This window comes from Streptomyces sp. NPDC048417 (assembly GCF_040651615.1).
GTDB lineage: Bacteria > Actinomycetota > Actinomycetes > Streptomycetales > Streptomycetaceae > Streptomyces.
This window is the reverse complement of the sequence record NZ_JBEZKI010000012.1, coordinates 85,519-112,208: the sequence shown is the minus strand read 5'-3', so window position 1 is coordinate 112,208 and position 26,690 is coordinate 85,519. Positions and strand designations below refer to the sequence as shown.

Annotated in this window: 23 protein-coding genes; 12 read left to right on the top strand and 11 right to left on the bottom strand. The window is 71.3% G+C overall.

The features are described from left to right. The first annotated feature begins 9 nt into the window (after positions 1–9). Both AB0D59_RS20115 and AB0D59_RS20110 read left to right on the top strand, forming a co-directional pair. Positions 10–1,236, top strand: coding sequence for a glycoside hydrolase family 88 protein (locus tag AB0D59_RS20115; RefSeq protein ID WP_362566820.1), 1,227 nt, complete (start codon positions 10–12; stop codon positions 1,234–1,236). A gap of 274 nt (positions 1,237–1,510) precedes the next feature. Next, positions 1,511–1,948 (top strand): universal stress protein, encoded by a 438-nt coding sequence (locus AB0D59_RS20110; RefSeq protein WP_362566817.1) that lies wholly within the window; start codon positions 1,511–1,513, stop codon positions 1,946–1,948. 95 nt (positions 1,949–2,043) lie between these two features. Here AB0D59_RS20110 and AB0D59_RS20105 read toward each other — a convergent pair whose 3' ends face one another. Both AB0D59_RS20105 and AB0D59_RS20100 read right to left on the bottom strand, forming a co-directional pair. Further along, on the bottom strand, positions 2,044–2,550 hold the full coding sequence (locus AB0D59_RS20105) for a MarR family transcriptional regulator (RefSeq protein WP_362566814.1): 507 nt from the start codon (positions 2,548–2,550) through the stop codon (positions 2,044–2,046). A 150-nt stretch (positions 2,551–2,700) separates the two neighbouring features. Then, positions 2,701–5,082: an excinuclease ABC subunit UvrA gene (locus tag AB0D59_RS20100; RefSeq protein ID WP_362566811.1), complete on the bottom strand. Its 2,382-nt coding sequence runs from the start codon at positions 5,080–5,082 to the stop codon at positions 2,701–2,703. A gap of 557 nt (positions 5,083–5,639) precedes the next feature. On the opposite strand from AB0D59_RS20100, the gene AB0D59_RS20095 reads away from it, so the two are divergent. The 4 genes from AB0D59_RS20095 (at position 5,640) to AB0D59_RS20080 (ending at position 10,574) form a co-directional block, all read left to right on the top strand. Next, positions 5,640–6,632 carry a phospholipase D-like domain-containing protein gene (locus AB0D59_RS20095; RefSeq protein WP_362566808.1) on the top strand — a complete coding sequence of 331 codons (993 nt, stop codon included), beginning with the start codon at positions 5,640–5,642 and terminating at the stop codon, positions 6,630–6,632. Between the two features lie 328 nt (positions 6,633–6,960). Beyond that, positions 6,961–7,347 (top strand): hypothetical protein, encoded by a 387-nt coding sequence (locus AB0D59_RS20090; RefSeq protein ID WP_362566805.1) that lies wholly within the window; start codon positions 6,961–6,963, stop codon positions 7,345–7,347. A gap of 183 nt (positions 7,348–7,530) precedes the next feature. Then, entirely contained in the window at positions 7,531–9,564 is a 2,034-nt protein-coding gene (locus AB0D59_RS20085) for an NAD(+) synthase (RefSeq protein WP_362566802.1), read from the top strand. A gap of 410 nt (positions 9,565–9,974) precedes the next feature. Further along, positions 9,975–10,574 carry a hypothetical protein gene (locus AB0D59_RS20080; RefSeq protein WP_362566799.1) on the top strand — a complete coding sequence of 200 codons (600 nt, stop codon included), beginning with the start codon at positions 9,975–9,977 and terminating at the stop codon, positions 10,572–10,574. A 94-nt stretch (positions 10,575–10,668) separates the two neighbouring features. Here AB0D59_RS20080 and AB0D59_RS20075 read toward each other — a convergent pair whose 3' ends face one another. Next, complete coding sequence (locus AB0D59_RS20075; protein WP_362566796.1) at positions 10,669–11,358, bottom strand: DUF6215 domain-containing protein; 690 nt, start codon at positions 11,356–11,358, stop codon at positions 10,669–10,671. A gap of 179 nt (positions 11,359–11,537) precedes the next feature. Here AB0D59_RS20075 and AB0D59_RS20070 point away from each other — a divergent pair, with 179 nt between their 5' ends. Together AB0D59_RS20070 and AB0D59_RS20065 are read left to right on the top strand one after the other, a co-directional pair. Next, positions 11,538–12,242: an alpha/beta fold hydrolase gene (locus AB0D59_RS20070; protein ID WP_362566794.1), complete on the top strand. Its 705-nt coding sequence runs from the start codon at positions 11,538–11,540 to the stop codon at positions 12,240–12,242. Between the two features lie 56 nt (positions 12,243–12,298). Then, on the top strand, positions 12,299–14,212 hold the full coding sequence (locus tag AB0D59_RS20065) for a cellulase family glycosylhydrolase (protein ID WP_362566791.1): 1,914 nt from the start codon (positions 12,299–12,301) through the stop codon (positions 14,210–14,212). Positions 14,213–14,396: 184 nt separating this feature from the next. Here the strand turns inward: AB0D59_RS20065 and AB0D59_RS20060 are convergent, their stop codons facing one another. Together AB0D59_RS20060 and AB0D59_RS20055 are read right to left on the bottom strand one after the other, a co-directional pair. Next, entirely contained in the window at positions 14,397–15,254 is an 858-nt protein-coding gene (locus AB0D59_RS20060; protein ID WP_362566788.1) for an AfsR/SARP family transcriptional regulator, read from the bottom strand. 281 nt (positions 15,255–15,535) lie between these two features. After that, the gene (locus tag AB0D59_RS20055; protein WP_362566785.1) at positions 15,536–15,700 is read right to left on the bottom strand and encodes a hypothetical protein; all 165 of its coding nucleotides are present in this window, start codon (positions 15,698–15,700) and stop codon (positions 15,536–15,538) included. 358 nt (positions 15,701–16,058) lie between these two features. Here AB0D59_RS20055 and AB0D59_RS20050 point away from each other — a divergent pair, with 358 nt between their 5' ends. Then, entirely contained in the window at positions 16,059–17,330 is a 1,272-nt protein-coding gene (locus tag AB0D59_RS20050; protein ID WP_362566782.1) for an FAD-dependent oxidoreductase, read from the top strand. A 155-nt stretch (positions 17,331–17,485) separates the two neighbouring features. Beyond that, positions 17,486–18,616, top strand: coding sequence for an MFS transporter (locus AB0D59_RS20045; protein ID WP_362567210.1), 1,131 nt, complete (start codon positions 17,486–17,488; stop codon positions 18,614–18,616). On the opposite strand, the gene AB0D59_RS20040 is transcribed toward AB0D59_RS20045, so the two are convergent. The 5 genes from AB0D59_RS20040 to AB0D59_RS20020 form a co-directional block, all read right to left on the bottom strand. Further along, a complete protein-coding gene (locus AB0D59_RS20040; RefSeq protein WP_362567207.1) occupies positions 18,600–19,424 on the bottom strand; it encodes an AfsR/SARP family transcriptional regulator in 825 nt (274 codons plus the stop codon). The genes AB0D59_RS20045 and AB0D59_RS20040 overlap by 17 nt on opposite strands. Positions 19,425–19,547: 123 nt before the next feature. Beyond that, a complete protein-coding gene (locus tag AB0D59_RS20035; protein ID WP_362566779.1) occupies positions 19,548–20,162 on the bottom strand; it encodes a ScbR family autoregulator-binding transcription factor in 615 nt (204 codons plus the stop codon). 215 nt (positions 20,163–20,377) lie between these two features. Continuing rightward, positions 20,378–21,043, bottom strand: a complete 666-nt coding sequence (locus AB0D59_RS20030; protein ID WP_362566776.1) for a ScbR family autoregulator-binding transcription factor — start codon at positions 21,041–21,043, stop codon at positions 20,378–20,380. A 140-nt stretch (positions 21,044–21,183) separates the two neighbouring features. Then, positions 21,184–21,957 carry a glucose 1-dehydrogenase gene (locus tag AB0D59_RS20025; RefSeq protein WP_362566773.1) on the bottom strand — a complete coding sequence of 258 codons (774 nt, stop codon included), beginning with the start codon at positions 21,955–21,957 and terminating at the stop codon, positions 21,184–21,186. Continuing rightward, positions 21,954–22,685 (bottom strand): HAD family phosphatase, encoded by a 732-nt coding sequence (locus AB0D59_RS20020; RefSeq protein ID WP_362566770.1) that lies wholly within the window; start codon positions 22,683–22,685, stop codon positions 21,954–21,956. Before AB0D59_RS20020 ends, AB0D59_RS20025 begins: the two co-directional genes overlap by 4 nt. Before the next feature lie 392 nt (positions 22,686–23,077). Here AB0D59_RS20020 and AB0D59_RS20015 point away from each other — a divergent pair, with 392 nt between their 5' ends. Continuing rightward, positions 23,078–24,031, top strand: a complete 954-nt coding sequence (locus AB0D59_RS20015; protein WP_362566768.1) for a ScbA/BarX family gamma-butyrolactone biosynthesis protein — start codon at positions 23,078–23,080, stop codon at positions 24,029–24,031. A 63-nt stretch (positions 24,032–24,094) separates the two neighbouring features. Here the strand turns inward: AB0D59_RS20015 and AB0D59_RS20010 are convergent, their stop codons facing one another. After that, positions 24,095–24,661, bottom strand: coding sequence for a lamin tail domain-containing protein (locus AB0D59_RS20010; RefSeq protein ID WP_362567205.1), 567 nt, complete (start codon positions 24,659–24,661; stop codon positions 24,095–24,097). Positions 24,662–25,217: 556 nt separating this feature from the next. On the opposite strand from AB0D59_RS20010, the gene AB0D59_RS20005 reads away from it, so the two are divergent. Further along, on the top strand, positions 25,218–26,555 hold the full coding sequence (locus tag AB0D59_RS20005; RefSeq protein WP_362566765.1) for a jacalin-like lectin: 1,338 nt from the start codon (positions 25,218–25,220) through the stop codon (positions 26,553–26,555). Positions 26,556–26,690: the final 135 nt, after the last annotated feature.

The following is a 26,690-nucleotide window of genomic DNA, read 5'->3' as shown; positions in this document are numbered from 1 at the left end:
CAGGCAGTCATGTCCATCTCCCGGCGGGCCGTGCTGGCCACGGCAGGCGGCGCCGCGGCCGCCTACGCCAGCGCACCTCTGCCCGCGCACGCCGAGGCCGGGCACGTGCCGGCCGCCACCGCCCACGCCCTCAGAGCCGCCGCCGACTACGCGGTCGAGAAGGTCCGCACCATCGCACCCGGCGTCAACGGCTTCCCCGTCGTGACCAAGTTCGAGAAGTGGACCTACTCCCAGAACGGCGACTGGGTCGGCGGATTCTGGCCCGGCACCCTGTGGATGTGCTGGCTGCACACCGACGACGACCGGTTCCGCACCCTCGCCCTCGACTCCGCCCGCAAGCTCGCCCCCCGCCGCAACGACACCACCACTCACGACCTCGGCTTCCTCTTCACCCCCTCCTGGGTCACCGCCTGGCGCCTGACCGGAGACGACCAGTGGCGCACCGGCGCCATCCAGGCGGCCGACTCCCTCATCCGGCGCTACAACCCCCGCGGCCGGTTCCTGCGGGCCTGGGGCGCGCTGGACGACCCCGCCAACGCGGGGCGCATCATCATGGACACGATGATGAACCTCGACCTGCTCGCCTTCGCCACGCAGCAGACCGGCGACACCGCCTATCTCGACATCGCCGTCGCCCACGCCGAGACCACCCAGCGCCTCTTCCCGCGGGCCGACGGTTCCACCCCGCACGTCTGGGACCTCGACCCGGCCACCGGCGCCCCCATCGGGCCCAACACCGTCCAGGGCTACAGCCCCACCTCCTGCTGGTCCCGTGGACAGGCCTGGGGGATCTACGGATTCACCACCCTCTACCGCCGCACCGCCGACGCCCGGTTCCTCGCCACGGCGACGCGCCTGGCCGACTACGCCATCGGCGTGCTCACCCCCGACCACGTCCCCGTCTGGGACTACCTGGCCCCCCAGCACCCCCACGACATCAAGGACGCGTCCGCCGGAGCCGTCATGGCCTGCGGGCTCCTCGACCTGGCCGCCGCGACCGGCCGCGAGAAGTACCGCGACGTCGCCCTGCGACTGCTGACCGCGCTCGCAGGGACCTGTCTGACCAGGGCCTCCGCTCGAGCGGACGCAGTCGTCGCCCGCTGCACACGCAACCGCCCGGCCGAGGACGGCATCGAGGTCTCCCTCCCCTACGCCGACTACTACCTCCTCGAAGGCATCCACCGGGTCCTCCACCCCCAGGCCCTCGACCGTGCCATCGACCTCACGATGCCCTGACCGACGGCGGAGGTGCGAAGGCGAGCAGCCTCCAAGGCGCGCGGCCGCGACGACGGCAGGCCATGGCGTTCGGCGGGCCGCCCGGCACCGGTCGGCTTCCCGCAGTTCAGTGGCTGTTACATGGACCGCTGTCCGCCACGCCGGCGAGTGGTGAGATGATCACACCATGGGGACGGAAGAACTCGCTCGGCGCCGGACGCGCCGAGCCGTCACGCCGGCACCCGGCGTCCCAGACCACCGAGTCGACCTTCCGCACCCCGAAAGGGGAAGTACCGTGTCCGTGTTCCAGCGCATCCTCGTCGCCGTCGATCCCAGCCCCGCCCGCCGCTCCGCCGTACGGCTGGCCGGCGAGCTGGCGCAGCTCGCGAACGCCGAGGTCCGCGTCGTACACGTCATCGCTTCCGCCGCCTCCGTCGCGGCGATCGTCCCGCTGGAGGAGGACACCGAGGCCAAGGCCGTTCTGGACGAGGCGCTCGCCGCCCTCCGGGACAAGGGCGTCAAGGCCGAGGGAACCCTTCTGAGGGGGCTCACCACCCAGGTCGCCGCCGCCATCTCGGAGACCGCCGAGGAGTTCGACGCCGATCTCATCGTGCTGAGCCCGCACCACCGCAGTGCCGCGCAGGCGCTGTTCGACCCGCGGGTCAGCGATGCCGTCGCGCACCGCACCCACACCGCGATCCTGCTCGCCCCGGAGGGCCAGGACCAGGGCTGACCGGACATGAGCCCCGGGGCCGCCGCGGATGTCCGTGTCCGCGGCGGCCCCGGGGCTCACATCTGCGGACCCCGTGGCGCGGTGGACGCCGTCTCCTAGCGTCGGCGCCAGGGCAGTGCCTCCCGCTCGTCGCCGTCGGCGTCCATGCGCTGGAGCGCGGTGTTGATCGATTCGCCGATCGCGGCGAACTGGGTCACCTGCTCGGGGGTGAGGGCGTCGAAGACGGCTCGGCGGACGGCCTCCACATGGCCGGGGGCCGCGCGCTCCAGGAGGCGCATGCCCTCCTCGGTGAGGACGGCGAACTGATTACGGCGGTTGCCGGGGTCCTCGCGGCGGTCGACGTAGCCGGCCTCCTGAAGGCGGGTCACGGCGTGGGTGAGCCGGCTTCGGGTGATCTTCAGGCGTTCGGCCAGCTCGGACATGGTCAGGCTGTGGTCCTTGACCGAGGACAGGTGGACGAGCAGGGTGTAGTCGGCGTGGGTCATGCCCGCATCGCGCCGGAGCTGGCGGTTCAGGTGGTCGGACAGATGCGTGGAGAACTGGACGTAGGCGACCCACGCCCGTCGTTCCTCGGGATTCAGCCAGCGTGGCGTCGTGGTCATGCGCGCACTGTAACCATTTACGTTTGAATGTTCAAACCTCTTGCGGGTGTGTGTTCCGGCACCTCGGCCGAGCGTTCTCCGGTGTCCCGGAGCGGTGCGCGGGAACCGCTGCTGGAGGGTTCCCGCGCACCGCGGCGGGCTGGGGGTGCGTCAGGCTCCGACGTACTCCGCGAGGTGCTCGGCGGTGAGCGTCTTGCGGGCGGCGACGAGGTCGGCGGGGGTGCCCTCGAAGACGATCCGGCCGCCGTCATGGCCGGCGCCGGGGCCGAGGTCGATGATCCAGTCGGCGTGGGCCATGACCGCCTGGTGGTGCTCGACGACGATGACGGACTTGCCGGCGTCGACCAGCCGGTCGAGCAGACCGAGGAGTTGCTCGACGTCGGCGAGGTGCAGGCCCGCGGTCGGCTCGTCGAGGACGTAGACGCCCCCCTTGTCGGCCATGTGCGTGGCCAGCTTGAGGCGCTGGCGTTCGCCGCCGGACAGGGTGGTGAGCGGCTGGCCGACGGTGAGGTAGCCGAGGCCGACGTCCTGGAGCCGCTGGGCGATCCGCTGGGCGGCCGGGACGTTCGCCTCGTCCGCCGCGAAGAACAGCACGGCCTCGTTCACCGACAGGGTCAGCACCTCGCTGATGTCGCGGCCGTGGAGTTCGTAGTCGAGCACCGATCGCTCGAACCGCTTCCCGTCGCAGTCCTCGCAGGTGGTGGCGACGCCGGCCATCATCGCCAGGTCGGTGTAGATGACGCCGGCGCCGTTGCAGGTGGGGCAGGCGCCCTCGGAGTTGGGGCTGAACAGGGCCGGCTTGACGCCGTTCTCCTTGGCGAAGGCCTTGCGGATCGGTTCGAGAAGCCCGGTGTACGTCGCCGGGTTGCTGCGCCGGGAGCCGCGGATGGCGCCCTGGTCGACGGAGATCACCCCGGCGCCGGCCGGGATCGAGCCGTGCACGAGGGAGCTCTTGCCGGAGCCGGCGACGCCGGTGACGACGGTCAGGACCCCGAGCGGGACGTCGACGTCGACGCCCTGGAGGTTGTGGGTGCTCGCGCCGCGGATCTCCAGCGCCCCGGTGGGCTTGCGGACGCTCTCCTTCAGGGTGGCCCGGTCGTCGATGTGGCGGCCGGTGATGGTGCCGGCCTTGCGCAGGCCTTCGACGGTGCCCTCGAAGCAGACGGTGCCGCCGCCCGCGCCGGCGCCGGGGCCGAGGTCGACGACGTGGTCGGCGATCGCGATGACCTCGGGCTTGTGCTCGACGACGAGGACGGTGTTGCCCTTGTCGCGCAGTTGCAGCAGCAGGCCGTTCATGCGCTGGATGTCGTGCGGGTGCAGGCCGGTGGTGGGCTCGTCGAAGACGTAGGTGGCGTCGGTGAGCGAGGAGCCGAGGTGGCGGATCATCTTGGTGCGCTGCGCCTCGCCACCGGACAGGGTGCCCGCCGGCCGGTCCAGCGAGAGATAGCCGAGGCCGATCTCCACGAACGACTCCAGGGTGTCGCGGAGCGTCGTGAGGAGCGGCGCCACCGACGGCTCGTCGAGGTCCTTGACCCATGCGGCCAGGTCGCTGATCTGCATCGCGCAGGCGTCGGCGATGCTGATCCCGGCGATCTTAGAGGAGCGGGCGCCCTCGCTCAGGCGGGTGCCGTCGCAGTCGGGACAGGTGGCGAAGGTGACCGCCTGCTCCACGAACTCGCGGATGTGCGGCTGCATCGACTCCTTGTCCTTGGAGAGCATCGACTTCTGGATGCGCGGGATCAGACCTTCGTAGGTCATGTTGATACCGGCGATCTTCATCCGGGTCGGCTCGCGGTGCAGGAAGTCGTGCAGTTCCTTCTTGGTGAACTTCCGGATCGGCTTGTCAGGGTCGAAGAAACCGGACTCGGCGTAGAGGCGGGAGTTCCAGCCGCCGCCCTTGTAGCCGGGGACGGTGATCGCGCCCTCGTTGAGGGACTTGGTGTCGTCGTAGAGCTGGCCGAGGTCGAGGTCGGTGACGGCGCCGCGGCCCTCGCAGCGCGGGCACATGCCGCCGGTGATGCTGAAGCTGCGGCGCTCCTTGACCTGCTGTCCGCCGCGTTCGACGGTGACGGCGCCGGCCCCGCTGATGGAGGCGATGTTGAAGGAGAACGCCTTGGGCGAGCCGATGTGCGGCTTGCCCAGACGGCTGAAGAGGATGCGCAGCAGCGCGTTGGCGTCGGTGGCGGTGCCGACGGTGGAGCGGGGGTCGCCGCCCATCCGCTGCTGGTCGACGATGATCGCGGTGGTCAGTCCGTCGAGGACGTCGACCTCGGGGCGGGCCAGGTTGGGCATGAAGCCCTGGACGAAGGCGGGATAGGTCTCGTTGATCAGCCGCTGCGACTCGGCGGCGATGGTGTCGAACACCAACGAGCTCTTGCCCGAGCCGGAGACTCCGGTGAAGACCGTCAGCCGTCGCTTCGGGATCTCGATGCTGACGTCCTTGAGGTTGTTCTCTCGCGCGCCGTGCACACGGATCAGGTCGTGGCTGTCCGCCACGTGCGGCGCCGCCTGCGTCTCGGTCTCTCTGGCCATGCTCAAAACCCGTCTCCATCCGCTGCGCGGGGCCTCCGTTGACGGCCGCCACGCTAGCCGGGGTGGAACACTAGCGCTTCTCCATTACTGACCGGTCCTGCCGCCCGCCCGGCCACGGCGGCCGCAGGTCGGGTGTCGGCGCGGTGAGCTGCCTGGTCAGGGGCGCCGTGACCGCGTCGACGGCGGCGGGGCGGGGGCGGGGGCGCCGCACGCTCACCGCACTCCGCACGGCTGCACTCGGCTCGACCACGTTCGACTCGGCCTGGGCTCGACTCGGCTGCACTCGGCTCGGCCAGGCTCGGCTCGGCCGCACCCGACTCGGCCGCACTCCGCTCGACTGCACTCAGCCCGGCCGGGCTCGGCTACGAAGATTTTGCGTTCTCGCGGGATGCCCATGAACCGGCGCCGACCTGCCAGGAGTCCGCTTTGTCCGTCCCTACGGCGCACAGGTAACGGCGAGTTCACCAAGCTTCTCTTCCTCGGCAGTCTACGCGCGTGGTGTCATGCCCACGCTCACCCACCCCCCACGTGAGTGTCAACTCGACTAGGAGTCACGCATGCTGTCGAAGCTTCTCGGTCGCGCGGGTGTCGCCCTGGCGGCCGGCGCGGTCGTGGTCGCCGCCGCGGTCCCCGCGAACGCCGCGAGCTACACCGCGTTCGCCTTCTCGCTCAGCAGCAGCGAGCCCACGATCTACGACTTCATCAACTCGGCCACCAGCTCGCTCGACATGACGATGTACGAGCTGGAGGACACCACGGCGGTCAACGACCTCATAGCCCTCGAGAACAAGGGCGTCACCGTGCGGGTGGTGCTGGACCGGGCGCACCAGAGTGCCAACAGTTCCGCGTACAGCGCCCTGACCAAGGCGGGCGTGGGTGTGGTGTGGTCACCGTCCAGCTTCGTCTACACGCACCAGAAGACCATCACGGTGGACGCCGCCAAGTCGCTGGTCCTGACCGGCAACCTGACCTCGCAGTACTACTCGACCGGCCGGGACTACGGGGTGTTCACCGACGACACCCGCGATGTCGCCGCGATCGAGAAGGTGTTCGCCGCCGACTACGCCGGCACCTCGGTCACCCCCACCGACGGCGACCACCTGCTCTGGTCCCCCACCGACTCCCGCAGCCGGCTGCTGTCCGTGATCAACGCCGCCACCAAGACGCTCGACGTCGAGGAACTGGAGTTCAGCGACAGCACGGTGGTCAACGCGATCGTCGCCCGTGCCGAGGCGGGCGTGAAGGTGCGGGTGGTCCTGGAGACACCCGACGACTACTCCAGCGAGGTCTCCGACATCGAGGACGCCGGCGGCACGGTCGTCGGCTACTCCGACCCCGACGGCTTCTACATCCACGCCAAGGCCATGGTCGCCGACTACGGCCTGTCCACCCAGGAGGTCGAGGCCGGCTCCATGAACATCAGCAGCAACTCCCTGTCCAACAACCGGGAGCTGGGCATCATCCTCACAGGCACGGGGGTGGCGCAGTCGGTGGCCACGACCATCGAGACCACGTTCACCAGCGACTACAACGGCGGCAGCGTCGCGTAGCGGACCGGGTCTCCGCCCCGGCGGCGCGTGCGCGCGGCCGGGGCGGAGACCTGCCCACGCGGGGAGACCGCCAGGGGTGTTGACGCGGGGGACACGGCCGCGTCGGCTTCGCCACCCGGTACCGAACCGGTCACGCACCTCCTGGCGAGCTTCGCCGACCGCGGCAGGCAACTCACCGGGCCCGGCTGCGACGGCAACCCGCTCGACCCGCTCCCCCGAGACGGCCCCCTCCCACTGGACCGGAGTCTGCGCGCCCTCGCCGAGATCGATCCCGGCGTGGCCGTCACCGCCGCCGCTGCACAGCGGGCTGTGGAGCGCGCCCGGCCGGGTGGACGTCTCCGCCGTCGTCGCCGGACCGGGACTCTCCGCACACGTCAAGATCTTCCACGCGCCGGCCGCCGAGGCGACGGACATCGACCTCGTGATCCGCGACACCCAGGACCTGGGGTCGAGCGCCGCCCGTCACGACGGCTTCCGCACTCGCTGGGAGGCGTGGCGCGCCCCGGACCCGGTGACGACCCGGTCGTCACCCCGGCTGCGCCCGGTCAGCGAGTGGCTGGGCGTCATCCGCACCGGCCCCCGGCTGCCCGTCCGGTACCTGCCGCCCGACTCACCGGCCCAGGCGGCGGAGACCACGTTCCACCCGGTCGCCGCCGGGACCGAGGCCCCGGCCCGCCGGATGGCCGCCGATCTTCTGGACACCATGCCCCTGTGACCGCTGCCGCCCGTTCGACGGCCCCGCGGCTCGCCCGGAATCCCCTGGTCAGCACGGATCACCGCCGATCTATGCTTCTTGGAGCAGGAGGTTCGCCGGATCGTCGAAGGAGAGGGTGCCCGTCTACGGCGACGTTCTCCGTCCGGTATCCGCACAGTGTCCGTCTCTCCCGAGGAAGCCCCGTTGAACTTCTGGTCGATCTATGAGCATGGCTTCGCGCGGGTCGCCGCGTGCACCGGCCACACCGTCATCGCCGACCCGCGTGCCAACGCCGAGGCGGTCCTGCGCCAGGCGCGCCGCTGCGCGCAGGACGGGGTCGCCGTGGCCGTCTTCCCGGAGCTGGGCCTGACCGGTTACTCGATCGAGGACCTGCTCCTCCAGGACGTGGTGCTCGACCAGGTCGAGGAGGCCCTCGCGACGGTGGCGGCCGGTTCGGCCGGGCTGCTGCCGGTCCTCGTCGTCGGCGCCCCGCTGCGCCATCGCAACCGGATCTACAACTGCGCGGTGTTCGTGCACCGGGGCCGGATCCTCGGTGTCGCACCGAAGTCGTACCCGCCGAACTACCGGGAGTTCTACGAGCGCCGGCAGATCGCCTCGGGCGACGACGAGCGGGGCGGCACCATCCGGATCGGCGGCGAGCCCGTGCCGTTCGGGGTGGACCTGCTGTTCGACGCGGAGGACGTCCCCGGTCTGGTGCTGCACGCCGAGATCTGCGAGGACATGTGGGTGCCGGTGCCGCCGAGCGCGGAGGCCGCGCTGGCCGGCGCGACCGTGCTGGTGAACCTCTCGGGCAGCCCGATCACGGTCGGCCGCGCGGAGGACCGCAAGCTGCTGTGCCGCTCGGCGTCGCAGCGCTGCCTGGCCGCGTACGTCTACGCGGCGGCCGGACTGGGCGAGTCGTCGACGGACCTGTCCTGGGACGGCCAGACCATGATCTACGAGAACGGCGCGCTGCTCGCCGAGACGGACCGGTTCCCGCTGGACGACCAGTACGCGGTGGCCGACGTGGACCTGGACCTGCTGCGCCAGGAGCGGGCCCGGATGGGCTCGTTCGACGACAACCGGCGTACGCACGCGGCACGCACCGGCGGCTTCCGGACCGTCCCCTTCCGGCTCGACCCGCCGGCCGCCGACCTGGGCCTGCGCCGCCGGGTCGAACGCTTCCCCTTCGTGCCCGCCGACCCCGAGCGGCTCGCCCTGGACTGCTACGAGGCGTACAACATCCAGGTCGCGGCGCTCCAGCAGCGGCTGGCTGCGATCGGCGGCCCGAAGGTGGTCATCGGGGTGTCCGGCGGCCTCGACTCCACGCACGCGCTGATCGTCGCGGCCCGGGCGATGGACCGCGCGGGCCGCCCACGCAGCGACATCCTGGCCTTCACCCTGCCGGGCTTCGCCACCGGCGAGCACACCAAGGGCAACGCCCACAGGCTGATGAACTCGCTCGGCGTGACCGCGGCCGAGCTGGACATCACGCCCACCGCGCGGCTCATGCTCAAGGAGATGGACCACCCGTTCGCGGCCGACGAGCCGGTGTACGACATCACCTTCGAGAACGTGCAGGCAGGGCTGCGCACCGACTACCTCTTCCGGCTCGCCAACCAGCGCGGCGGCATCGTGCTGGGCACAGGGGACCTCTCCGAGCTGGCGCTCGGCTGGTGCACCTACGGCGTCGGCGACCAGATGAGCCACTACAACGTCAACTCCGGTGTGCCGAAGACGCTGATCCAGCATCTGATCCGCTGGGTCATCAGCAGCGAGCAGTTCGACCCGGAGACCGGTAAGACCCTCGCGGCGATCCTCGACACCGAGATCAGCCCCGAACTGGTGCCGGGCGAGGAGCTGCAGTCCACCGAGTCCAAGATCGGCCCGTACGCGCTGCACGACTTCACCCTCTACCAGGTACTGCGGCACGGGTTCCGGCCGTCGAAGATCGCCTTCCTGGCCTGGCACGCGTGGCACGACCGGGAGGCGGGCGCCTGGCCGCCCGGCTTCCCCGAGTCCGACCGCAAGGCGTACGACCTGGCCGCGATCCGGCACTGGCTCGACTACTTCTGCCGCCGCTTCTTCGCCTTCGCCCAGTTCAAGCGCTCGGCCATGCCGAACGGCCCGAAAGTCTCGGCGGGCGGCTCCCTGTCCCCCCGCGGCGACTGGCGCGCCCCGTCGGACAGTTCGGCGAAGGCCTGGCTGCACGACCTGGCACGCGTCCCGGAGGCGTAGCGCCCCTGCCCGCGATTTGGAGTCCGCCCTGTGACCACGCTATGGTCGATCTTGCGCGCGGCGCTCCGACTCCGGTTAACGCGCGATGCGTTGGTGGTCCAAGGAAAGACGCCCCGCTTCCTGTGGGGAGATGCAGGTGCAAGGCCTGCCCGGCGCTCCGTCCGAAGAGCCCCGCCCCCGATCCGTCGGGGGCGGGGCTCTTCGCATGTGCGGCTCTCGGCGACGGCCGTACGCACTCGGACGGGCGAACCTTCCACCGACACCCGGAAGGAGCCTCGGAGCAGGGCAAAGCACCTGGTCAGGGAGGACTCGGCGGTTCGGCGGGCAGGTCGTGGGCCGCGGCACCGGTTGCGGTGCCCCGCACGGTTTTCCACGGTGGGCGCAAGGACAGCAGCCTCGAAAGGAACCCCATGCGCGCCCTAGTCTCCCGCGGCCTCCTCGTCTCCCCCCTGGTCTGTGCCGCCCTGGTCTTCGGCCCGGCCGCCGCCACCGCTGCCGCCGCCGACGCCGGCCGAGAAGCCTCGGGCACCGGTGTCGCGCAGACGGCTCTGCCGCCCGGTACCGATGTCGCCGCGCTGCTGGCGCGCATCGAAGCGATGGACACGACCCGGTACCACCACGCCCTGGCCCCTCTCCTGGACACGCTGCCCAACCTCACCACGGCGGACGGCACCGCGCTCGACCCTGCTCGGGCCGCCGCCTACGCCAAGGAAGTACGGGAGTGGAGCGACGCCCTCCAGAAGCGGCTGAGGCAACTGGACGCCGGCGGCACCGACCGCTCGGCCCGGGCGGCCGACCCCGTCTCGGACCTGCTGAGCGCCATCCAGGCCGCCGTCAACAGCCTGCTCAGCTCGCTGACCTCGCTCGACCTCGGCGGGGTGCTGGGCGCCGTCACCGGGCTGCTCGGGTCCATTCTCGACGCGGTCACGGGCCTCCTCGGCGCCGTGCCCGCGCTGCCGTCGCTGCCCGCCGCGGGCGCTTCCGTGTCGACGACGACCGTCGCACCGTGAGGAACTGACCCACAGCGACCGTGGTTCGCCGCCGCGGCGCCCCGAAACGCGGGCGCCGCGGCGGCGAACCCGTTCGGGTACCGGGACGGTCGGATCAGTTCCCGTTCCAGCCCGGGACCGTCTGCAGCACCTGCTCCGCGACCCGTTCGAGAGCCGTGTCGTCGGGCATCACGTCGTCCTGTCGCCAGATCGCGACCTCGAACGTGCCCCCGCCGTCGTCCTTCGCGTGCTTCGAGACCAGGAGGCAGCGCGCCGTGCCGCCGGGCCCCGTGCTCGCCTTCCCGCCGCCGAGGTTGAAGCCGATGGAGATGGTCGGGCTGGAGTAGAGGACGGCCGGGTGACCGAGGACGGTCGTCCGGCGTGCGTCGCCCATCAGGCCGCCCACCTCGGCGACGGACAGGTCGTCGTAGGACGCCGACAGCTTCACCGAGTACGTCTTCAGGGTCACCGTGGCGTCGGGCGAGGGGATCTTCGTGCCTCCGGCGAGTGTGATCCAGTCCCCGCTGCCGCTGGCGGTCTCGGCCTGTTCCCGCGGTGTCCCCAACAGGGCCGGAAGGTCCGGGCGGTTCAGCGCCTTGCACAGCCGTGCGCCCGAGACGTAGCGGGCCGGCAGCCGGTCGGTCGACTTCGAGCACGCCGCCGGTTCACTGCTCGCGTCCTGCGGGTGGACGAACGCCTTCTGAGCCCACAGGGCCCCCACCACCCCCAGGAACACGGCCACCGCCGCGATCGCCTGAACGACCGGTCTGCCTTCCTTTTCAGGCTCGCTGACAACCTCGGTCATGCCCCCCACCCCCGCTGTGCGTCCCCTGTGCGCCCGTGGAGCCTAACTGATGTGCGCGGGACTGATGTTCACGGAGATGGCACGGACCGCTCAGCCCCCTCGGTGGCTGCGGCCTCCCCCGGCGGTGTTTGATGGCGGCAGCATGCTCCAGGCCGGAGGAAGCAGAGGGGGACGCTGTGGTGGCCGACGGGCGGGTCGTCGAGGCGGGCGGGAGTGCCCTGGTGGTGCGGCGCGCACCGCGGGACCGGACGCGGGCGGCGGTGCTGGTCCTGCACGGCGGGCAGGAGAACGGGCGCCGGCCGGCGCGCCCCTGGCAGCCGGCGGCCCTGCGCATGCGTCCCTTCCTGAGCCACGCCGCGTCGGTCTCCTCGCCCCGCGACGTCCTGGTCGGCCAGGTGCGCTACCGGTACCGCGGCTGGAACGACGACGCCGACCCGCTCCAGGACACCCTGCGCGCCCTCGACGAGCTGCGCGGCGGGGCCGGGGACGTGTCCGTGGTGCTGGTCGGCCACTCGATGGGCGGCCGGGCGGCGCTGCGCGCGGCGGCCGACCCCGCGGTACGCGGTGTGCTCGCGCTGGCGCCCTGGTGCCCGCCCGGCGACCCCGTGGACGATCTCACCGGGACGCGGATCGTCGTCCTGCACGGCGACCGTGACCGGGTCACCGAGCCCGTCGAGTCGGCCGCGTACGTACGGCGGGCCCGTGAGGCCGGTGCGCAGGCCGGCATGGTGCTGCTCAGGGGCGGAGATCACGCGATGCTCCGCCGCAGCCACGACTGGCACCGGGCCTCGGCCGCCGCCATCCGCCGACTCCTGCGCCCCGAACGTGATCTGGAGGGCTGGACGGCCGAGGCCTGTGGGACCGAGGAGCCGCTTCTCCGTTGACGCGCGCCCTGATAAGTTGCGGCGCCCCCACGCGGCATCCACTCCGAGGACGGCTGATGTCGATCACGAAGTTCGTCAAGCTTGTCACGTACCTGACAGCATCGCTCATGGTTCTCGCCCTGTCCGGCACCGCCCCGGCGACCGCCGCACCACGGTCCGCCGCCGCGGCACCGGCCGTGTCCGCCACCGGCGCCTGGCAGCCGCCCCTGTCCACCCGGGGCCGCTACATCGTCGACGCCGCCGGGAACCGCTTCCGTCTGAAGGCCGCCAACTGGGACGGCGCCCAGGGGTCCTGGACCGGAAGCGGCGACCCCGCGGACCCCGCCGACCACCACGCCGGCCAGGACTCCCACGGCATCCCCCTGGGCCTGGACCGCGCCTCCCTCTCCCAGCTCCTGTCGGACTTCCAGGCGCTCGGCATCAACAGCGTCCGGCTGCCGTTCTCGAACGAGATGATCCACACGACGGCCCCGGTACCGGACGCCGCGGTCGCCGCGAATCCGCAGCTGCGCGGTGAGACTCCTCTGGAGGTCTACGACGCCGTGGTGGCCGCCCTGACCGGCGCGGGCTTCGCCGTCATCCTCAACAACCACACCGACACCTCCCGTTGGTGCTGCGGCATCGACGGCAACGAGCGGTGGAACAGCAGCCAGTCGACCGGGCAGTGGGCCGACGACTGGGTCTTCATGGCCCGCCGTTACGCGGCCAACTCCCGTGTCGTGGGCGCCGACCTCTACAACGAGGTACGCCGTGACGTCCTCAACGACCCCAACTGGGGCCTGGGCGACGGCCACGACTGGTACGCGGCCGCCCAGCTCGCCGCGGACCGCATCCTCACCGAGGCCGACCCGAACCTCCTCATCGTCATCGAGGGAATCAACTGGACCGGGCTGCCGGTGGACGGCCTCCCGCACGACCGACCCACCCTCGCCCCCGTCCGTACCCTCTCCCACACCCTGGTGGACGCCCACAAGCTGGTGTACTCCGCCCACTTCTACGGCTACACCGGCCCCCGGCACAGCGGCGCCACCGGCATCGGCGAGACCAGTGACCCCCGCTACCAGGACCTGACCCGTGACGAGCTGTACCAGGTCCTCGCCGACCAGGCCTTCTTCGTCACCACCGAGGGCAAGCACTACACGGCGCCCGTGTGGACCAGCGAGTTCGGCGTCGGCGCCGGCGAGACGGGTACGGCCGCCCGCACCTGGTTCGGCAACATCACCGACTACTTCGCCGACCACGACACCGACTTCGCCTACTGGCCGCTGGTCGGCTGGGAGGGCCACGACGACTGGGCGCTGCTGCGCTACGACACCGCCGGGCACCGGTACGGCCTTCTCGACAGCGGCGACTGGCGGGCCACGGCCTGGGATCACCTCATGAACTCGCCCAGCCGCACCGGCTACATCGAGCCGGGGACGACCTGGCGGATGCTGGCCACGGATCACGGCGACGCCGTGCAGTCCCTGCGGGTGCGGGCGGGCGGCGACTGGGACTCGGGCGCCTACAAGGCGGTCTGCCCCGACGGGCTGCGGCTGATCGGCCTCGCGCACTCCGGCGGGCGCGGCCTGTGCACCGACGCGACCACCGGCGACCTGCGGGCCGCGGGCACCGCCCAGACGGTCGTCACGGACGAGCGGTATGTTCCGGCGGGCGGCGACTGGGCCTCCGGGTACACCAAACTCCAGTGCCCGGCAGGTCAGTTCGTGATCGGTTACAGCCGTCGCGGGGAGCGGGTGTCGGCGGTCCTGTGCGTGCCCGCACGTGCCACGTCGAGCGCGAGCGGCCGGACGGTCTGGTTCGACCGGTCCGACAACCGCCCCGCCGACGGGGCGGGCGACGACTTCGCCTCCGGCGCCTACAAGGGCCAGTGCGCCGCCGCCGAGTACATCGCCGGAGTCGCCTTCACGACCCGGGCGGGCAGCACGCCGGGACCCGCCGCCGTGCTCTGTGCGCCGGTACCGTCCTGACCCCGTCCGTCACCGGCGCCGCCGCCCAACCAGGTGACGGCGGCGTCGGCCGCGCGCTCGTCGTCGTGCGGGTGTCAGAAGTGGCTGCGCGCTCGTCGTGGCGCGTGTGCCAGAAGGTCGTCGAGGTACCCCCACGGATCCTCGGCAAGGGGCTGTGTGGAGATTCGGCGCGGCCCCGATCCGCTCAGGGCACGCGCGCCAGTCCGCCGCCCGGGGCCGGCGCGGCCAGGTCGTCGTGGTGCGCGGGAGAGCCGGGGTTCTCGGCGGTGGCCGTGAGGATCGACTGCTGGAGGCGACGCAGTCGCGCCGAGGGTTCCAGGCCGAGGTCTCTGACGAGGAGGGTACGCAGCTGCTGGTAGACATGGAGTGCCTCGCCGCGCCGGCCCGAGCGGTAGAGGGCGACCATGAACTGGGCGTGCAGGTTCTCGTGGGAGCGGTAGCGGCTGGTCAGGACGGTGAGTTCGGCGAGCAGCTCGCGGTGTCGGCCGAGCCGCAGGTCGGCCTCGATGCGCTGGTCCAGGGCGCACAGCCGGCTCTCCTCCAGCCGCCGGGCCTCCATGGCCAGGTGGGCTCCGGTGCGGACGCCGGCGAAGGGCGGGCCGTTCCACAGGTCCAATGCCTGGCGCAGGGTGCGGGAGGCGCCCGCGAAGTTCTCGTCGTCCATGGCCCGGCAGCCCAGTTCGCGGAGCCGCTCGAACTCGTGGATGTCGCTGTGACCGCCTCCCGAGGCCAGCAGGTAGCCGCCCGGCAGGGTGGTGAGGACATCCTTCGCGGACGGCGCGTCCACGTCATCGGGACCGGCGCCCTGGCGCAGGGCCGTCGCGATGTGCTCCCTGAGCTGGAGCACATATGTCTGCAGGGTGGTGCGGGCGCTGCGCGGCGGGGCGCCCGCCCAGAGTTCCTCGACGAGGGCGGGGACGGGCACCACCTGGTCGGCGCGGAGTGCCAGCAGGGCCAGCACCTGACGGGGCTTCGGCGCGGTCGGGGCGATGGACACCCCGTTCTCCCGCACGTTCAGTGCACCCAGCAGCCCGATGTCCACACGCGTCTCCCTGGTCCTCTCGCCTGACACTCCGCCAGTAGAAAACAGCACAAGCGGTCTGTCAACAGACCGTTCGCCAGACCGCTTCCGACCGCCGGACGCAAGGTGCCGGACCGCCCCGCGAAACGCCGAAGTCGCAGCTCCGCGCCACCTTTCGAGAGTACTCGGGACAGGGCGGGACCGACCGGACGGTTCGGATCGGGCTGAGAGCCGTTAGGGCCCTCAGCCCGAAGAACAGTCCGAACGAACGCATCCGGTCGGTTACTTGACCATGGATCAGGTCAGCGTCCTCGGCCGCGGGAGCCGGTGGGAAGGGTGAGGAAGACGATCCCCAGTGCCAGCACCGCCAGTCCGCACCAGGAGACGGCCGGCAGGCGCTCGCCCAGGACCGCGACTCCCAGGACGGCAGCCACCGCGGGTTCGACCAGGGCGATCGCCCTGACCACGCCTCGGGACACCTGTCGGACGCGAAGCGTGACGGAGTCGTACGGCGGGGGGCCGGGCGCCGCTGCCGCGCCCCTCGGTCGGCGGGCGGCACTCGGCGTACGCGGCCACCGATCGAACCTGTCGGCTCCGCGATCGTCGGCAGCCTTCCGCCGCACGTCAATGACTTGATCGAGTCCGGTTGTCGTATGATTCGACCAAGTTTTGGCCAACGTGCGTGGATATCGTTTCCCGGCTCGGCCGCGTGGGACAGACTCTCCCGCGGAGGGGGGACGAGCACGGCCGAGTCACGCCGGGCGTGCCATCCCGCAGTGTCGCGTCGCCCAGGGGAAGGCGGCGAGCAGACCAGCGGAGGGATCCATGACGCAGTCGCTTCCGGGGCAGCACCCTGCCCAGGAGCAGGCGTTCGCCGGGCACGGACGGCCACCGGTCGTCGTGATCGGAGCCGGGCCGTACGGACTGTCGGTGGCCGCCCACTTACGGGCGGCGGGGGCGCCGGTCCGCGTCTTCGGTGATGTGATGGGCAGTTGGCGGCATGCCATGGCCACCGGGATGTTCCTGAAATCGACGCCGGCCGCCACCGATCTGTCGGCGCCGGAGCCGGGCGGCCGGCTGGCGGACTTCCGGCGTGAGCACGGCGAGCCGGAGCTGACCGAGCTGACCCCGATCCCGTGCGACGTCTTCGTTCGGTACGGGCAGTGGTTCCAGAAGCGGTACGTCGGCGAGGTGGAGTCGGCCCGGGTTATGGCGGTCGAGCGGCCCGGGTCCGGAGCCGCCTTCGTGGTCCGCGCGGACGACGGACAGGAGGTGGCGGCCTCGGCCGTCGTGGTGGCGACCGGCCTGAACGGACTCGCCCATGTGCCGGACGAGTTGCGGCACCTCGCGCCCGAGGGGCCCGGCCCCCGGGCGCCGGTGTCGCACACCAGCCACCACACCGACCTGTCCGCGTACGCGGGTCGGCGGGTGGCGGTCGTCGGCGGTGGCCAGTCCGCGCTGGAGAGTGCCGCGCTGCTGCACGAGGCGGGCGCCGAGGCGCAGGTTCTGGTACGCGAGCGGAGGGTGCTGTGGGGCATGCCCCCGGACCTGGCCCGGCCCTGGATTCAGCGGCTGGCCAAGCCGGCCTCGCCGCTGGGCACCGGCTGGATCCTGGCCGGGGTCTGCGCGGCACCGGGCGGTGTGTGGTGGTTTCCGGCGCCCGCGCGGCTGCTGCTGTTCCGGCGGGCGCTCGGCCCCTCGGGCGGCTGGTGGCTGCGCGAGCGGGTGGTGGGTGTGGTTCCGGTGCACACCTCGCGCCGGGTCACCGGTGCCGTGCTCTCCGGGCCGGTGGTGCGTCTGGACGTCGCCGGTCCCGGTGGCGAGCGCGAGTCCCTCACCGTCGACCACGTACTGGCGGCCACCGGTTACCGGCTGGACCTGGACGCGCTGCCCTTCCTGTCCCCCATGGTGCGTCGCGACGTGGCGTGCGTGCCGGGTTCGAGGGCTCCCGCGCTGCGGGGGACGTTCGAGTCGTCGGTGCCGGGGCTGTACTTCACGGGCTCGCTCGCGGCGCCGATGTTCGGGCCGATGATGCGGTTCGTGGCGGGCACGGAGTTCGCGGCCGTCCGGATCGCCCGGCACATCAAAACCTCCTGAGCAGCGGAATTCGGTTGCGGCGGGGCCGGTGAGCCCGGTGAGCTGGTTCCATGGACGGTGCCGTGGAGCAGGCGCGACGGGCGAGAGCGGGCGGTGACCGCCCGCGTGCGCGGCGACCGGCCCGGTGGCACGGGCCGGCGCTGCTCGGCGCCCTGATGCTGGCCGCCTTCACCTTCAACACCGCCGAGAACCTGCCGGTCGGCCTCCTGGAGGTGATCTCCGCGGGTCTGCGGGTGTCGCTGCCGGCGGTCGGCCTGCTGGTCACCGGTTACGGCGTCACGGTGGCCGTGGCCTCGCTGCCGCTCGCCCATGTCACCCGGGCCGTGCCCCGGCGCCATGCGCTCACCGGGCTGCTGGCCGCGCTCGTCGTGTCCAGCGCGGCCGCGGCCGTGGCGACCTCCTACTGGCAACTCCTCGTGGCCAGGCTGCTGACCGCGCTCGCCCAGGCACTGTTCTGGGCGGTACTGGGACCGGTGGCGGTGGGTCTGTTCGCGCCCCGGGTCCGGGGGCGGGTCGTCGGGGCACTGTCCGTCGCCGGTTCGCTCGCCCTCGTCCTCGGTGTGCCCGCCGGGACCTGGCTGGGCCGGCACAGCGACTGGCGGACACCGGTGGTGGCGCTGGCGGTGCCGGGGCTCGTCTCGCTGGTGACGATCGCGGTGCTGCTGCCGACCTCGCGTCCGGAAGAGGCACCCGCCGCCTACGGAACCCGTCCGGACACCCGCCGGTTCGTCACGGTGCTGGCGGCCGGGACGCTGTCCGCCACCGGGGCGTTCGCGGGCTACACCTACATCGTGACGTTCCTGGGTGACGTGAGCCGATTCCCGCCGGACTCGGTCAGCTCCCTGCTGGTGGTCTTCGGGGTGGCGTGTCTGGCCGGTGTGGCTGTCACCGGGGCGCTCCTCGACCGCTTCCCGCAGTCCGCGCTCGCCACCGCCGTGGGCGTGCAGGCAGTGGGCATGCTCGGCCTGTACTCGGCCGGCGGCCGTCCGGTGGCGGCGGTGGTGTTCCTGGTCCTGACGGGCGGTGCGCTCGGACCGGTGTTCATGGCCGCCCAGAACGCGATGCTGCACTGCGCCCCGGGCCGCACGGACATGGCTCTCGCGGCCAACTCCGGCTTCTACAACGCCGGTATCGCGGCGGGTGCCGCGCTCGGCGGACTGATCCTGTCGTCGGCCGGGGTACGGGCCGTCTTCCTTGCGGGCGGGCTGCTGAGCGCCGGGGCCTGCGCGGTGCTGCTCGGCGGCCGGCTGCCGCGTGCCGGACGGGCGGTCAGCCGACCTGGGTGAGCGGGCCCGCGGCTTCGGGTGCCGGCGTGTCGTCCTCGGTGGCCGCCAGGACGGACTGGCGCACCTTGCCCAGCACGGCCGAGGGTTCCAGGCCGAAGTCGCGTACGAGGGTGGTGCGCAGTCGCTGGTAGGCGGCGAGGGCCTCGCTGCGGCGGCCCGAGCGGTGCAGAGCGAGCATGAGCTGGCCGCACAGACTCTCGTGGGTGGGGTGCCGGCTGACCAGCACGGTGAGTTCGGCGATCAGCTCGCGGTGCCGGCCGAGCCGCAGATCGGCCTCGATGCGCCGGTCCAGCGCGCACAGCCGGCTCTCCTCCAGCCCTCTGATCTCGGCACGCAGACAGTCTCCGGCGGGGACGTCGGCCAGGGCCGGACCGGTCCACAGGTCGAGCGCCGCACGCAGCAGCCGGGCGGCCTCGCGATGGTCCCCCGCGTCCGCCGCCCGGTACCCGCTCCGGGCGAGCCGCTCGAACTCCCGGACGTCACTGGTGCCTTCACCGCTGTCGAGCAGATAGCCGCCGGGTACGGTCCGCAACACCTGTTTCGCGGAACGTCCGCCCGTGCCGCCGCCCGCCCCCGCCGACGCCCCGGCGATGAGTTCGCGCAGGTGCATGACGTACGTCTGCAGGGTGGGGCGCGCGCTGCGCGGTGGCCGTTGCCCCCAGAGTTCCTCGGTGAGCGTCGCGACGGTCACGGCCCGGTCGGCGTGCAGGGCGAGAAGGGCGAGCACCTGACGCGGCTTGGGCGCGGTCGGGGTGATGGAGACGCCCATCTCGCGCACGTCGAGCGTGCCGAGTATGCCGATGTCCACGCCGTCCCCCTGCCCGTCCGCCATTCGGGTGCTCCGAGGCGAGTCCCGGGCACCCGAGTCAAAAACGGCATGGGCGGTTTGTCAAATCGAACACCGGTGACTTTGTCGGCTCTTGACTCGCAGTCAGGAGTCGGAGAGCGCGGCTCCTGCGAACTCACTGTCCTGCGCGGCTAGTTGGGGAAGCACCAGTGACCAGAACTGCTCGACGTGCTGGGGTGAGATCCGGTCACGGTCCGCCGCGCCGAGCACCTCGAACCCGATCGTCGCGGCGACTATCACCGCGGCCACCCGATCCGGCGCCACCCCCTCGGCCAGCTCTCCCTGGTGCTGGGCCCGCACCAGTTGTTCGCACACCCAGGTACGCCACCAGCAACCGAAGCCCATGCCGTTCTTGCGGGAGGGGTCGACGCTCAGCTTGAAGCCCGCGCGTACGACGACATCGGTGGCAACCGTGACCAGCAGTTCCCGGGTGACCGTGATCAGCAGGTGCAGTGCGGAGGTGGCCGACGGGCGCCGGTCGGCGACCATGTGCTCGATGGTCCGCCGGGCCGCGCCCTCCACCTCGACCGCGAGGGCGTACTTGCTGGGAAAGTGGAAGTGCAGCGCTCCGGCGCTCACTCCGGCCCGCCGACTGATCGCGGGCAGCGACGACAGCGCGTAGCCGTCCTCCGCGAAGATCTCGGCTGCGGCATGAACGAGGGCCTGGCGGGTTCGGGCCGCCCGGAGCTGCTTGACCATCGCGTCCCCCTGTTGATCCGGGAGAATCCGGAATTGGACGGTCCGATTCCCCCTGGGCCTGCAACATTGCGATTCGAGAACCCTAGCAAACAGCATGATTGGTAGGTTTGTCAGCGGTCGAAGGGCGGACGGAGGGCCTCGGCGGCCCTCCCCGATCGTCGGGAGCACGGCGCTCCCACCTAACAAACCGGCAAGGTGGTTTGGTCCGGGGCGGGTCAGGCCTCGGTGGCCACCAGCGATTCCTGTCGGCGGCGCTCGACTTCCTCGACGACTCGGGCACCCCGGTCGGGCGCGGTGTCCAGCCGGATCAGGGCCGCGGGAGTGGCTATGGCCGGCAGTACATGGTTGTAGAGGACGGAGATACGGTCGTTGAGATCCGTCCAGTCGGAGACGACCTCGGACATGAACTGGGTCCCGATCCAGGCCCCGAGGAAGCACTCCGCGGTCTCCTGGGGCGTGACGTGCGGCAGCACCTCACCGCGTTCCTTGGCCTCCACCAGCTTCTCGGTCACCACCTCGGTCCAGGCCGGCCAGGCACTGCCGAACAGCGAACGCCCCTGGAGGTCCGCCGACAGCCGTATACCGGCGAGCAGGATGACCTCCTTGGGGATGCGGTGGGCCAGCGTCATGCCGATGTCCACCCACTCCTGGAGCTTCAGCTCGCGCGGTACCCAGTAGTCCTCGCTGATCTGGGCGTTGATCACGCCACGCGCGAGGGCTTCCTTGGAGTCGAAGTGGAAGTACAGGGCTCCCTTGGTCACTCCGGCCCGCTCGAGGATCTCGGCGATCGTCGCCGCCGTGTATCCGCGCTCGGCGAAGACCGCGGCGGCGGCCTCGACAACAGCACGGCGGGTCCGAATCGCACGCTCCTGACGCGCCATGGGACCCCTCCTCGGTCAAAACAAAACCGGACGTGACGTACCTTACCCCAATCGGGGGTCGGTATTTCGGCCGCACGGAGCCGATTCCCGGCCGGTCCCGCGGCGGCGCCGGGGCGTCGGCGCGGGACTCGTCGGGCAGTTCACCAGGCGGTGCGCCCGCCGTCCACGGTAAGTGTGGCACCCGTGACGAAGCTCGCTCTGTCGCTGCACAGCCAGGCGGCGGCCTCCGCGACCTCCTCGGGGTCGGCGGCGCGCGCCTGCGGGGCGGAGCGGTAGGCCCGTGCCTCGTTCTCGGGCGATTTGGCGAACCAGTCGTCGATCATCTCGGAGCGGGTCAGGCCCGGGGCGATGGCGTTCACGCGGATGTGGTGCGGGGCGTACTCGACGGCCGCGGCCTTGGTCAGTCCGATCACCGCGTGCTTGGAGGCGATGTAGGGCGCGGCCGTCGAGGAGGCGACCAGGCCGCCCACGCTGCTGGTGTTGACGATCGAGCCGCCCCCGGTCTCCAGCATGGCCGTGATCTCGTGGCGCAGGCAGTTCCACACGCCCCGCACGTTGGTCTCGGTGACCCGCTCGTAGTCGGCGTCGTCGATGAGGTGCATCGGGGTCTTCGGCAGTGCGACGCCGGCGTTGTTGAAGGCGGCGTCGAGACGGCCGTAGCGCTCGACGGCGAACTCGACGGTCCGGCGCACCTCTTCCCCGTCGCGGACGTCCAGGGTGCGGTGGCTCGCCTCGGCACCCTCGGAGCGCAGCTCGTCGGCGAGGTCGCGCAGCTTGTCCTCGCGGCGGGCGGTCAGGACGACGGTGGCGCCCTGCCGGGCGAAGACCCGGGCGGCGGCCGCGCCGATACCGCTGCTGGCACCGGTGATGAGGGCGACCCGGCCCGCCAGTGCGGCTCCTTCGGCTTCGGTCACTTGGTCACCTCGAAGTCGGCTGAAAGGGAGTCGGCATCATGCCAGAAGGTGTCGAGCCCGGCCTCCCGGTCCAGGGTGCGCAGGCGCTGTTCGTCGATCTCGGCGAGGCTGCCGACCAGGTGCCGGACGCCGAGTTCGCGCATCAGCTCGCGCTGGAAGCCGTGCTCGAAGGTGCTGGGGTGGCCGACGAACGGCACGTCCAGCTCCTTGGCGTGAGCGGCGAAGCGGGCCACGTCGTCGATGAAGAGGACCCGGTGGCGGTCGAGGCCGAAGTGGTCCTCGGCTATCTCCCGGATGCCGGGGCGGAAGTCGTTGGTGCAGATGTAGTGCGGGGCGGTGAACAGCTGCTCCCAGGCGCCGAGATGGCGGCGGAAGTGGTCCTCGTCGAGTCCGCCGTAGCAGATGACGTCCAGGCCCGCGGCGCGCAGCCGGTGCAGGAGCTCCTCGGCGCCGTCGAGGGGGTGGACGGGGTGGGCGCGCAGATAGTGCTCGCGTTCGGCGAAGTAGTCGGCGATGACGTCCTGCTCGCTCACCTCGGCGCCGGTCTCCTCCAGCAGCACCCGGGCGGCGGCGAGCCGGGACTGCGAGAAGAGCCGCTGTTCCAGCTCCCGGGTGTACGCACCGCCGTACTTGAGGACGAGACGGTGCAGGACGGGGCTGAAGCTGTCGTTGAGCAGGACGCCGTCGATGTTGACGGCGGCGAGGCGCAGGGTGCGCAGTGGTTCCATCGGGTCTCCCTCTCGCGGGCCGTTCGAACATCATGCAGTGACTGTCGGGACCGGGAGCGACTCGGGTGGGCCGGCGGGCGGTGAACTCCCCGGAGAGATGACCGAAAGAGACCGCTGCACAGGTTTTGACGTAGGCGAGCCGGCCCCGTCACCACCGATAACCGGCCGCCGACATCTGCCAGTTAGTCCGTTTTTCGCCGTGCCTTCGGCTTGATTGAGCGCGAAAATACTTGGCCAAACCACCACTGAGCGGAGTCATGCATGGATGGAGTCCCCCCACGCTTGGCGAATCCTTTACCTTGCCGCCGACCCGAGAAAACCGGTAGGTCCGTATCTTATAGGCGTCGAACAGAGCTTCAGCCAACGAAGAGCTTTCCGACGGGGGGTTATCGATGAGCCTGTCCGCCAGCGAGATCGGAGTCGGTCTGCCCGCACTGCCCCGGCTGACCACCACGGTCCCCAAGGAGTACGTCCACCGGGCGTCCCTGGCCGAGGTGTTCCTCAGCGGCTGTACCGCGCAGGACGACGGGCTGCGGTTCTCCCTCACCGGACAGTGGCCACGCGCCCACACCTTCTTCAACAGTGCCGACGGTTCGAGTCACGACCCGCTTCAGGCCGCAGAGACGTTTCGGCAGGCCGGCATGTTCGTGACGCACGCCGAGCACGGCGTACCGCTCGGGCATCACTTCGTCCTGTGGTCGCTCAGTTGCCACGCCGATCTGGAGCAGCTGCGGATCGGCTCCCGGCCGACCGACTTCGAGCTGGAGGTGACGTGCCCGGACACCGCGCCGCGCGGCAGGGCGTCCGCGCGGCGGATGGGCATAGGGTTCGCGCTGCGCCGGGACGGTCGGCCGGTGGCGCACGGAAACGGGCTGTACTCCATCGTCACGCCATCCGTCTACGCGCGGCTGCGGGCCAACCGGCCGGGAAAACAGGCGACTTCGGCGGACCCGACGGTCGCGGCCGACCCGATGCCGCCGTCCGCCGTGGGCCGCACCTCCCCCGCCGACGTGGTGCTGACGCCCACGGACAGGCCCGGCCGGTGGCTGCTCACCCCGGACCTGGCCCATCCGATCCTGTTCGACCACGGCGGTGACCATCTGCCCGGCATGGTCCTGCTGGAGGGTGCCCGCCAGGCCGCCTGCGCCCGGCTGGCACCCCGTGCCCTGATACCGGCGAGCACCTCCACGACGTTCGACCGATACGTCGAACTCGACAGCCCCTGCTGGGTGGACGTGACCGAGGTGACTCCTGGGGGCGACGGCACGGTGACCGTGCAGGTCGTCGGCCGGCAGGGCGGCGAGACCGTCTTCACCTCCACCGTGCACGGGCCCGTCACCGGCTGAACACGCCGCGAAACGGCCGCCGCCGGGCCCCGGTTCGGGACCCGGCGGCGGTCGTCGGGCTCGTCAGTGCCGGTGGCCGACGTTGCGCCGGTCGTCGGCGTCCCGGTGGCCGAGGGCGCGCCGGTCATCGGCGTCCCGGCGGTGGCCTACGTTGCGCCGGTCATCGGCGTCCCGGTGGCCGACGGCGTGCCGGTCGTCGGCGTCCCGGCGGTGGTGCAGACCCCAGGAGGCGGAGTCGACATAGCGCCCGTGGTCGTTGCGCAGGGTGGCGGTGTCGGCGCCGTGGTTCCAGACGGACTGGCGGCGGTCCTGGTACAGGTCCGTCATGGTGTCCCGGCCCTGCCCGGTGTGGACCCGGACCGTGGTGCGGCCGGCCAGCCGGTAGTGACGGAAGGTGTAGCTGTGACCGTCGGCGTCCGACAGCGTCCAGCCGCTCAGGTTCACGTCCCGGCGGGCGGTGTTGGTGACGTCCACCCACTCCCGGTTCAGGGCACGGCCGGAGAAGACCGCGCGTCCCTGCAGGTCGTGCTGGACGGCGCTGATGACGACGGCGTCGCGGGGCGGATTCGCGGGGTGCGTGGCGGCGGCCGCGGCGGGCAGGGCCACCGCGCCCACCAGGACGGCCGCCACGGCGGTGACGGAACCGAGACGACGGGCGGTCGCGAAGACGGATACGGACACGAGGTCCCCCTTTACGGGGTTCGGGCACACCCCGACGCGTGCGGCGCGAAGCCGCGGTTCGCGAGGGGGTGTGTGGTGCGGGGCGACGGCCGGGCGGCCGCGCAGCCACACCCTGCAACCGGGCGGCGGGACATGCGCGGCGCGCACCACGCCCGTTACCGATCTCTCGCGCGGCTATGACGCTCGACTGTACTGTCCATTTATTAAGTGAATGCACCGATTTGCCCCGCCGTGAGGCCCCGCCGCCGTGCGGACAGCGGGCCCGTGGCACCTCTCCGGCCCGCGAGGCATCCGGCAAACAGGGTCCGCTCACCCGAAAGTGAGTAACAGTCAGCGGCCGATCGGACCGCCGACAGAAGTTGACCTTCTGGTCGTCATAGGGAATTCCCCAATTGGTCGGCCGCGACAGGGGTGCGGGGAAAGCGTTTGCCACTACGTTTTGGGTTGCATTTTTTTGGCATGCTCACACCCTCTCGGCGCACACCTCCCCGTAGGAGACACCCCCATGCGCAGACTCGTTGCCTGCCTGGCGGCCGCGGTTGCCGCCCTCGGCGGGCTCACGGCGACGGCCACTCCGGCCGCGGCGGCCGGCTCGGGCACGTTCAGCGTGCTCACGTACAACGTCGCCGGACTTCCGGAGTCGCTGTCGAGCGCATCCACACCGCGCGACACCAGCACCACGGAGATCGGCAGGCGGATCGCACCGTACGACATCGTCAACGTCCAGGAGGACTTCAACTACCACGCGTACCTGTACTCGACGGACACCCATCCGTACCGCACCGCGACCAGCGGCGGCGCCGGTATCGGCAGCGGGCTCAACACGGTCTCCGACTACGCCTGGGACGGCGACGACTTCGAGCGTGTCGGCTGGAACTCCTGCCAAATCGACTCGGGTGACTGCCTGACCCCCAAGGGCTTCACCTTCATGCGCGAGCGGCTCGCCGAGGGCGTCTACGTCGACTTCTACAACCTGCACACCAACGCGGGTACGAACGACGGCGACGAGGCCTCCCGGGCCGACAACCTCAGCCAGCTGACGTCGTTCATCAGCACCCACTCGGCCGGGAACGCCGTCGTGGTCATGGGTGACACCAACACCCGCTACACCCGCACCGCCGACACCATCGCGGAGTTCGCCTCGAACAACGGGCTGACCGACGCCTGGGTCCACCTGATCCGCGGCGGCAGCGCGCCGGCCAAGGGCAGCGACACCCTGCTCTGCGACCAGACCGGGGCCACCGTGCCCAACACCTGCGAGGTCGTCGACAAGGTCCTGTACCGCGGCAGCAAGCTGGTCACCCTGAACGCGACCTCGTACAACAACGAGCACGCCAAGTTCCTCAACGACGACGGTCTGATGCTCTCCGACCACGATCCGATCACGGTCGGCTTCTCCTGGTCGCAGAACCCGGACTTCCAGCTCAGCGACCAGTTCGGCGGTCCGCACGGCGACTACTACCAGGACCTTCCGAGTGTCCCGGCCGCCGCCCGCGCCACCGGCATCTCGCTGCGCTCCGGCTCCCGGGTCGACCAGGTCGGCATCACCCTGGGCAACGGCACCACGCTGACCCACGGCGGCACCGGCGGCACGGCGTCCTCTCTGACGCTGGGCAGCGGCGAGTACGTGACCACGGCGTACCTGTGCGAAGGCAAGTACAACAACACCACCCGCATCTTCTACGCCAAGTTCACCACCAACCTGGGCAACACCCTGGCCGGTGGTACGACGACCTCGGACTGCGTGACCCGCACCGCTCCGTCGGGCTGGCAGATCGCCGGCTTCCACGGTCGCTCCGGTGACGAGCTCGACAAGGTCGGCTTCATCTACACCAAGCGCTGACCGCGCCCGTACGGCCGGCGAACCGTTCGTGACGTCCGCCGGCCGTACGGAGCGGGCGGGCGCGGCGGTGATGACGGCCGGCATGCACATCCGTAGTACGGTCACCCGGCTGCGGGGCGTCCGGCGGGCCGTGGG

Coding starts and splice junctions, on each gene's coding strand:
- AB0D59_RS20095 (WP_362566808.1), top strand. CDS start 5,640: ATGCTGTCGAAGCTTCTCGGTCGCGCGGGTGTCGCCCTGGCGGCCGGC.
- AB0D59_RS20050 (WP_362566782.1), top strand. CDS start 16,059: ATGACGCAGTCGCTTCCGGGGCAGCACCCTGCCCAGGAGCAGGCGTTC.
- AB0D59_RS20045 (WP_362567210.1), top strand. CDS start 17,486: ATGCTGGCCGCCTTCACCTTCAACACCGCCGAGAACCTGCCGGTCGGC.
- AB0D59_RS20035 (WP_362566779.1), bottom strand. CDS start 20,162: ATGGTCAAGCAGCTCCGGGCGGCCCGAACCCGCCAGGCCCTCGTTCAT.
- AB0D59_RS20030 (WP_362566776.1), bottom strand. CDS start 21,043: ATGGCGCGTCAGGAGCGTGCGATTCGGACCCGCCGTGCTGTTGTCGAG.
- AB0D59_RS20115 (WP_362566820.1), top strand. CDS start 10: ATGTCCATCTCCCGGCGGGCCGTGCTGGCCACGGCAGGCGGCGCCGCG.
- AB0D59_RS20105 (WP_362566814.1), bottom strand. CDS start 2,550: ATGACCACGACGCCACGCTGGCTGAATCCCGAGGAACGACGGGCGTGG.
- AB0D59_RS20005 (WP_362566765.1), top strand. CDS start 25,218: ATGCGCAGACTCGTTGCCTGCCTGGCGGCCGCGGTTGCCGCCCTCGGC.
- AB0D59_RS20015 (WP_362566768.1), top strand. CDS start 23,078: ATGAGCCTGTCCGCCAGCGAGATCGGAGTCGGTCTGCCCGCACTGCCC.
- AB0D59_RS20080 (WP_362566799.1), top strand. CDS start 9,975: ATGCGCGCCCTAGTCTCCCGCGGCCTCCTCGTCTCCCCCCTGGTCTGT.
- AB0D59_RS20020 (WP_362566770.1), bottom strand. CDS start 22,685: ATGGAACCACTGCGCACCCTGCGCCTCGCCGCCGTCAACATCGACGGC.
- AB0D59_RS20100 (WP_362566811.1), bottom strand. CDS start 5,082: ATGGCCAGAGAGACCGAGACGCAGGCGGCGCCGCACGTGGCGGACAGC.
- AB0D59_RS20065 (WP_362566791.1), top strand. CDS start 12,299: ATGTCGATCACGAAGTTCGTCAAGCTTGTCACGTACCTGACAGCATCG.
- AB0D59_RS20075 (WP_362566796.1), bottom strand. CDS start 11,358: ATGACCGAGGTTGTCAGCGAGCCTGAAAAGGAAGGCAGACCGGTCGTT.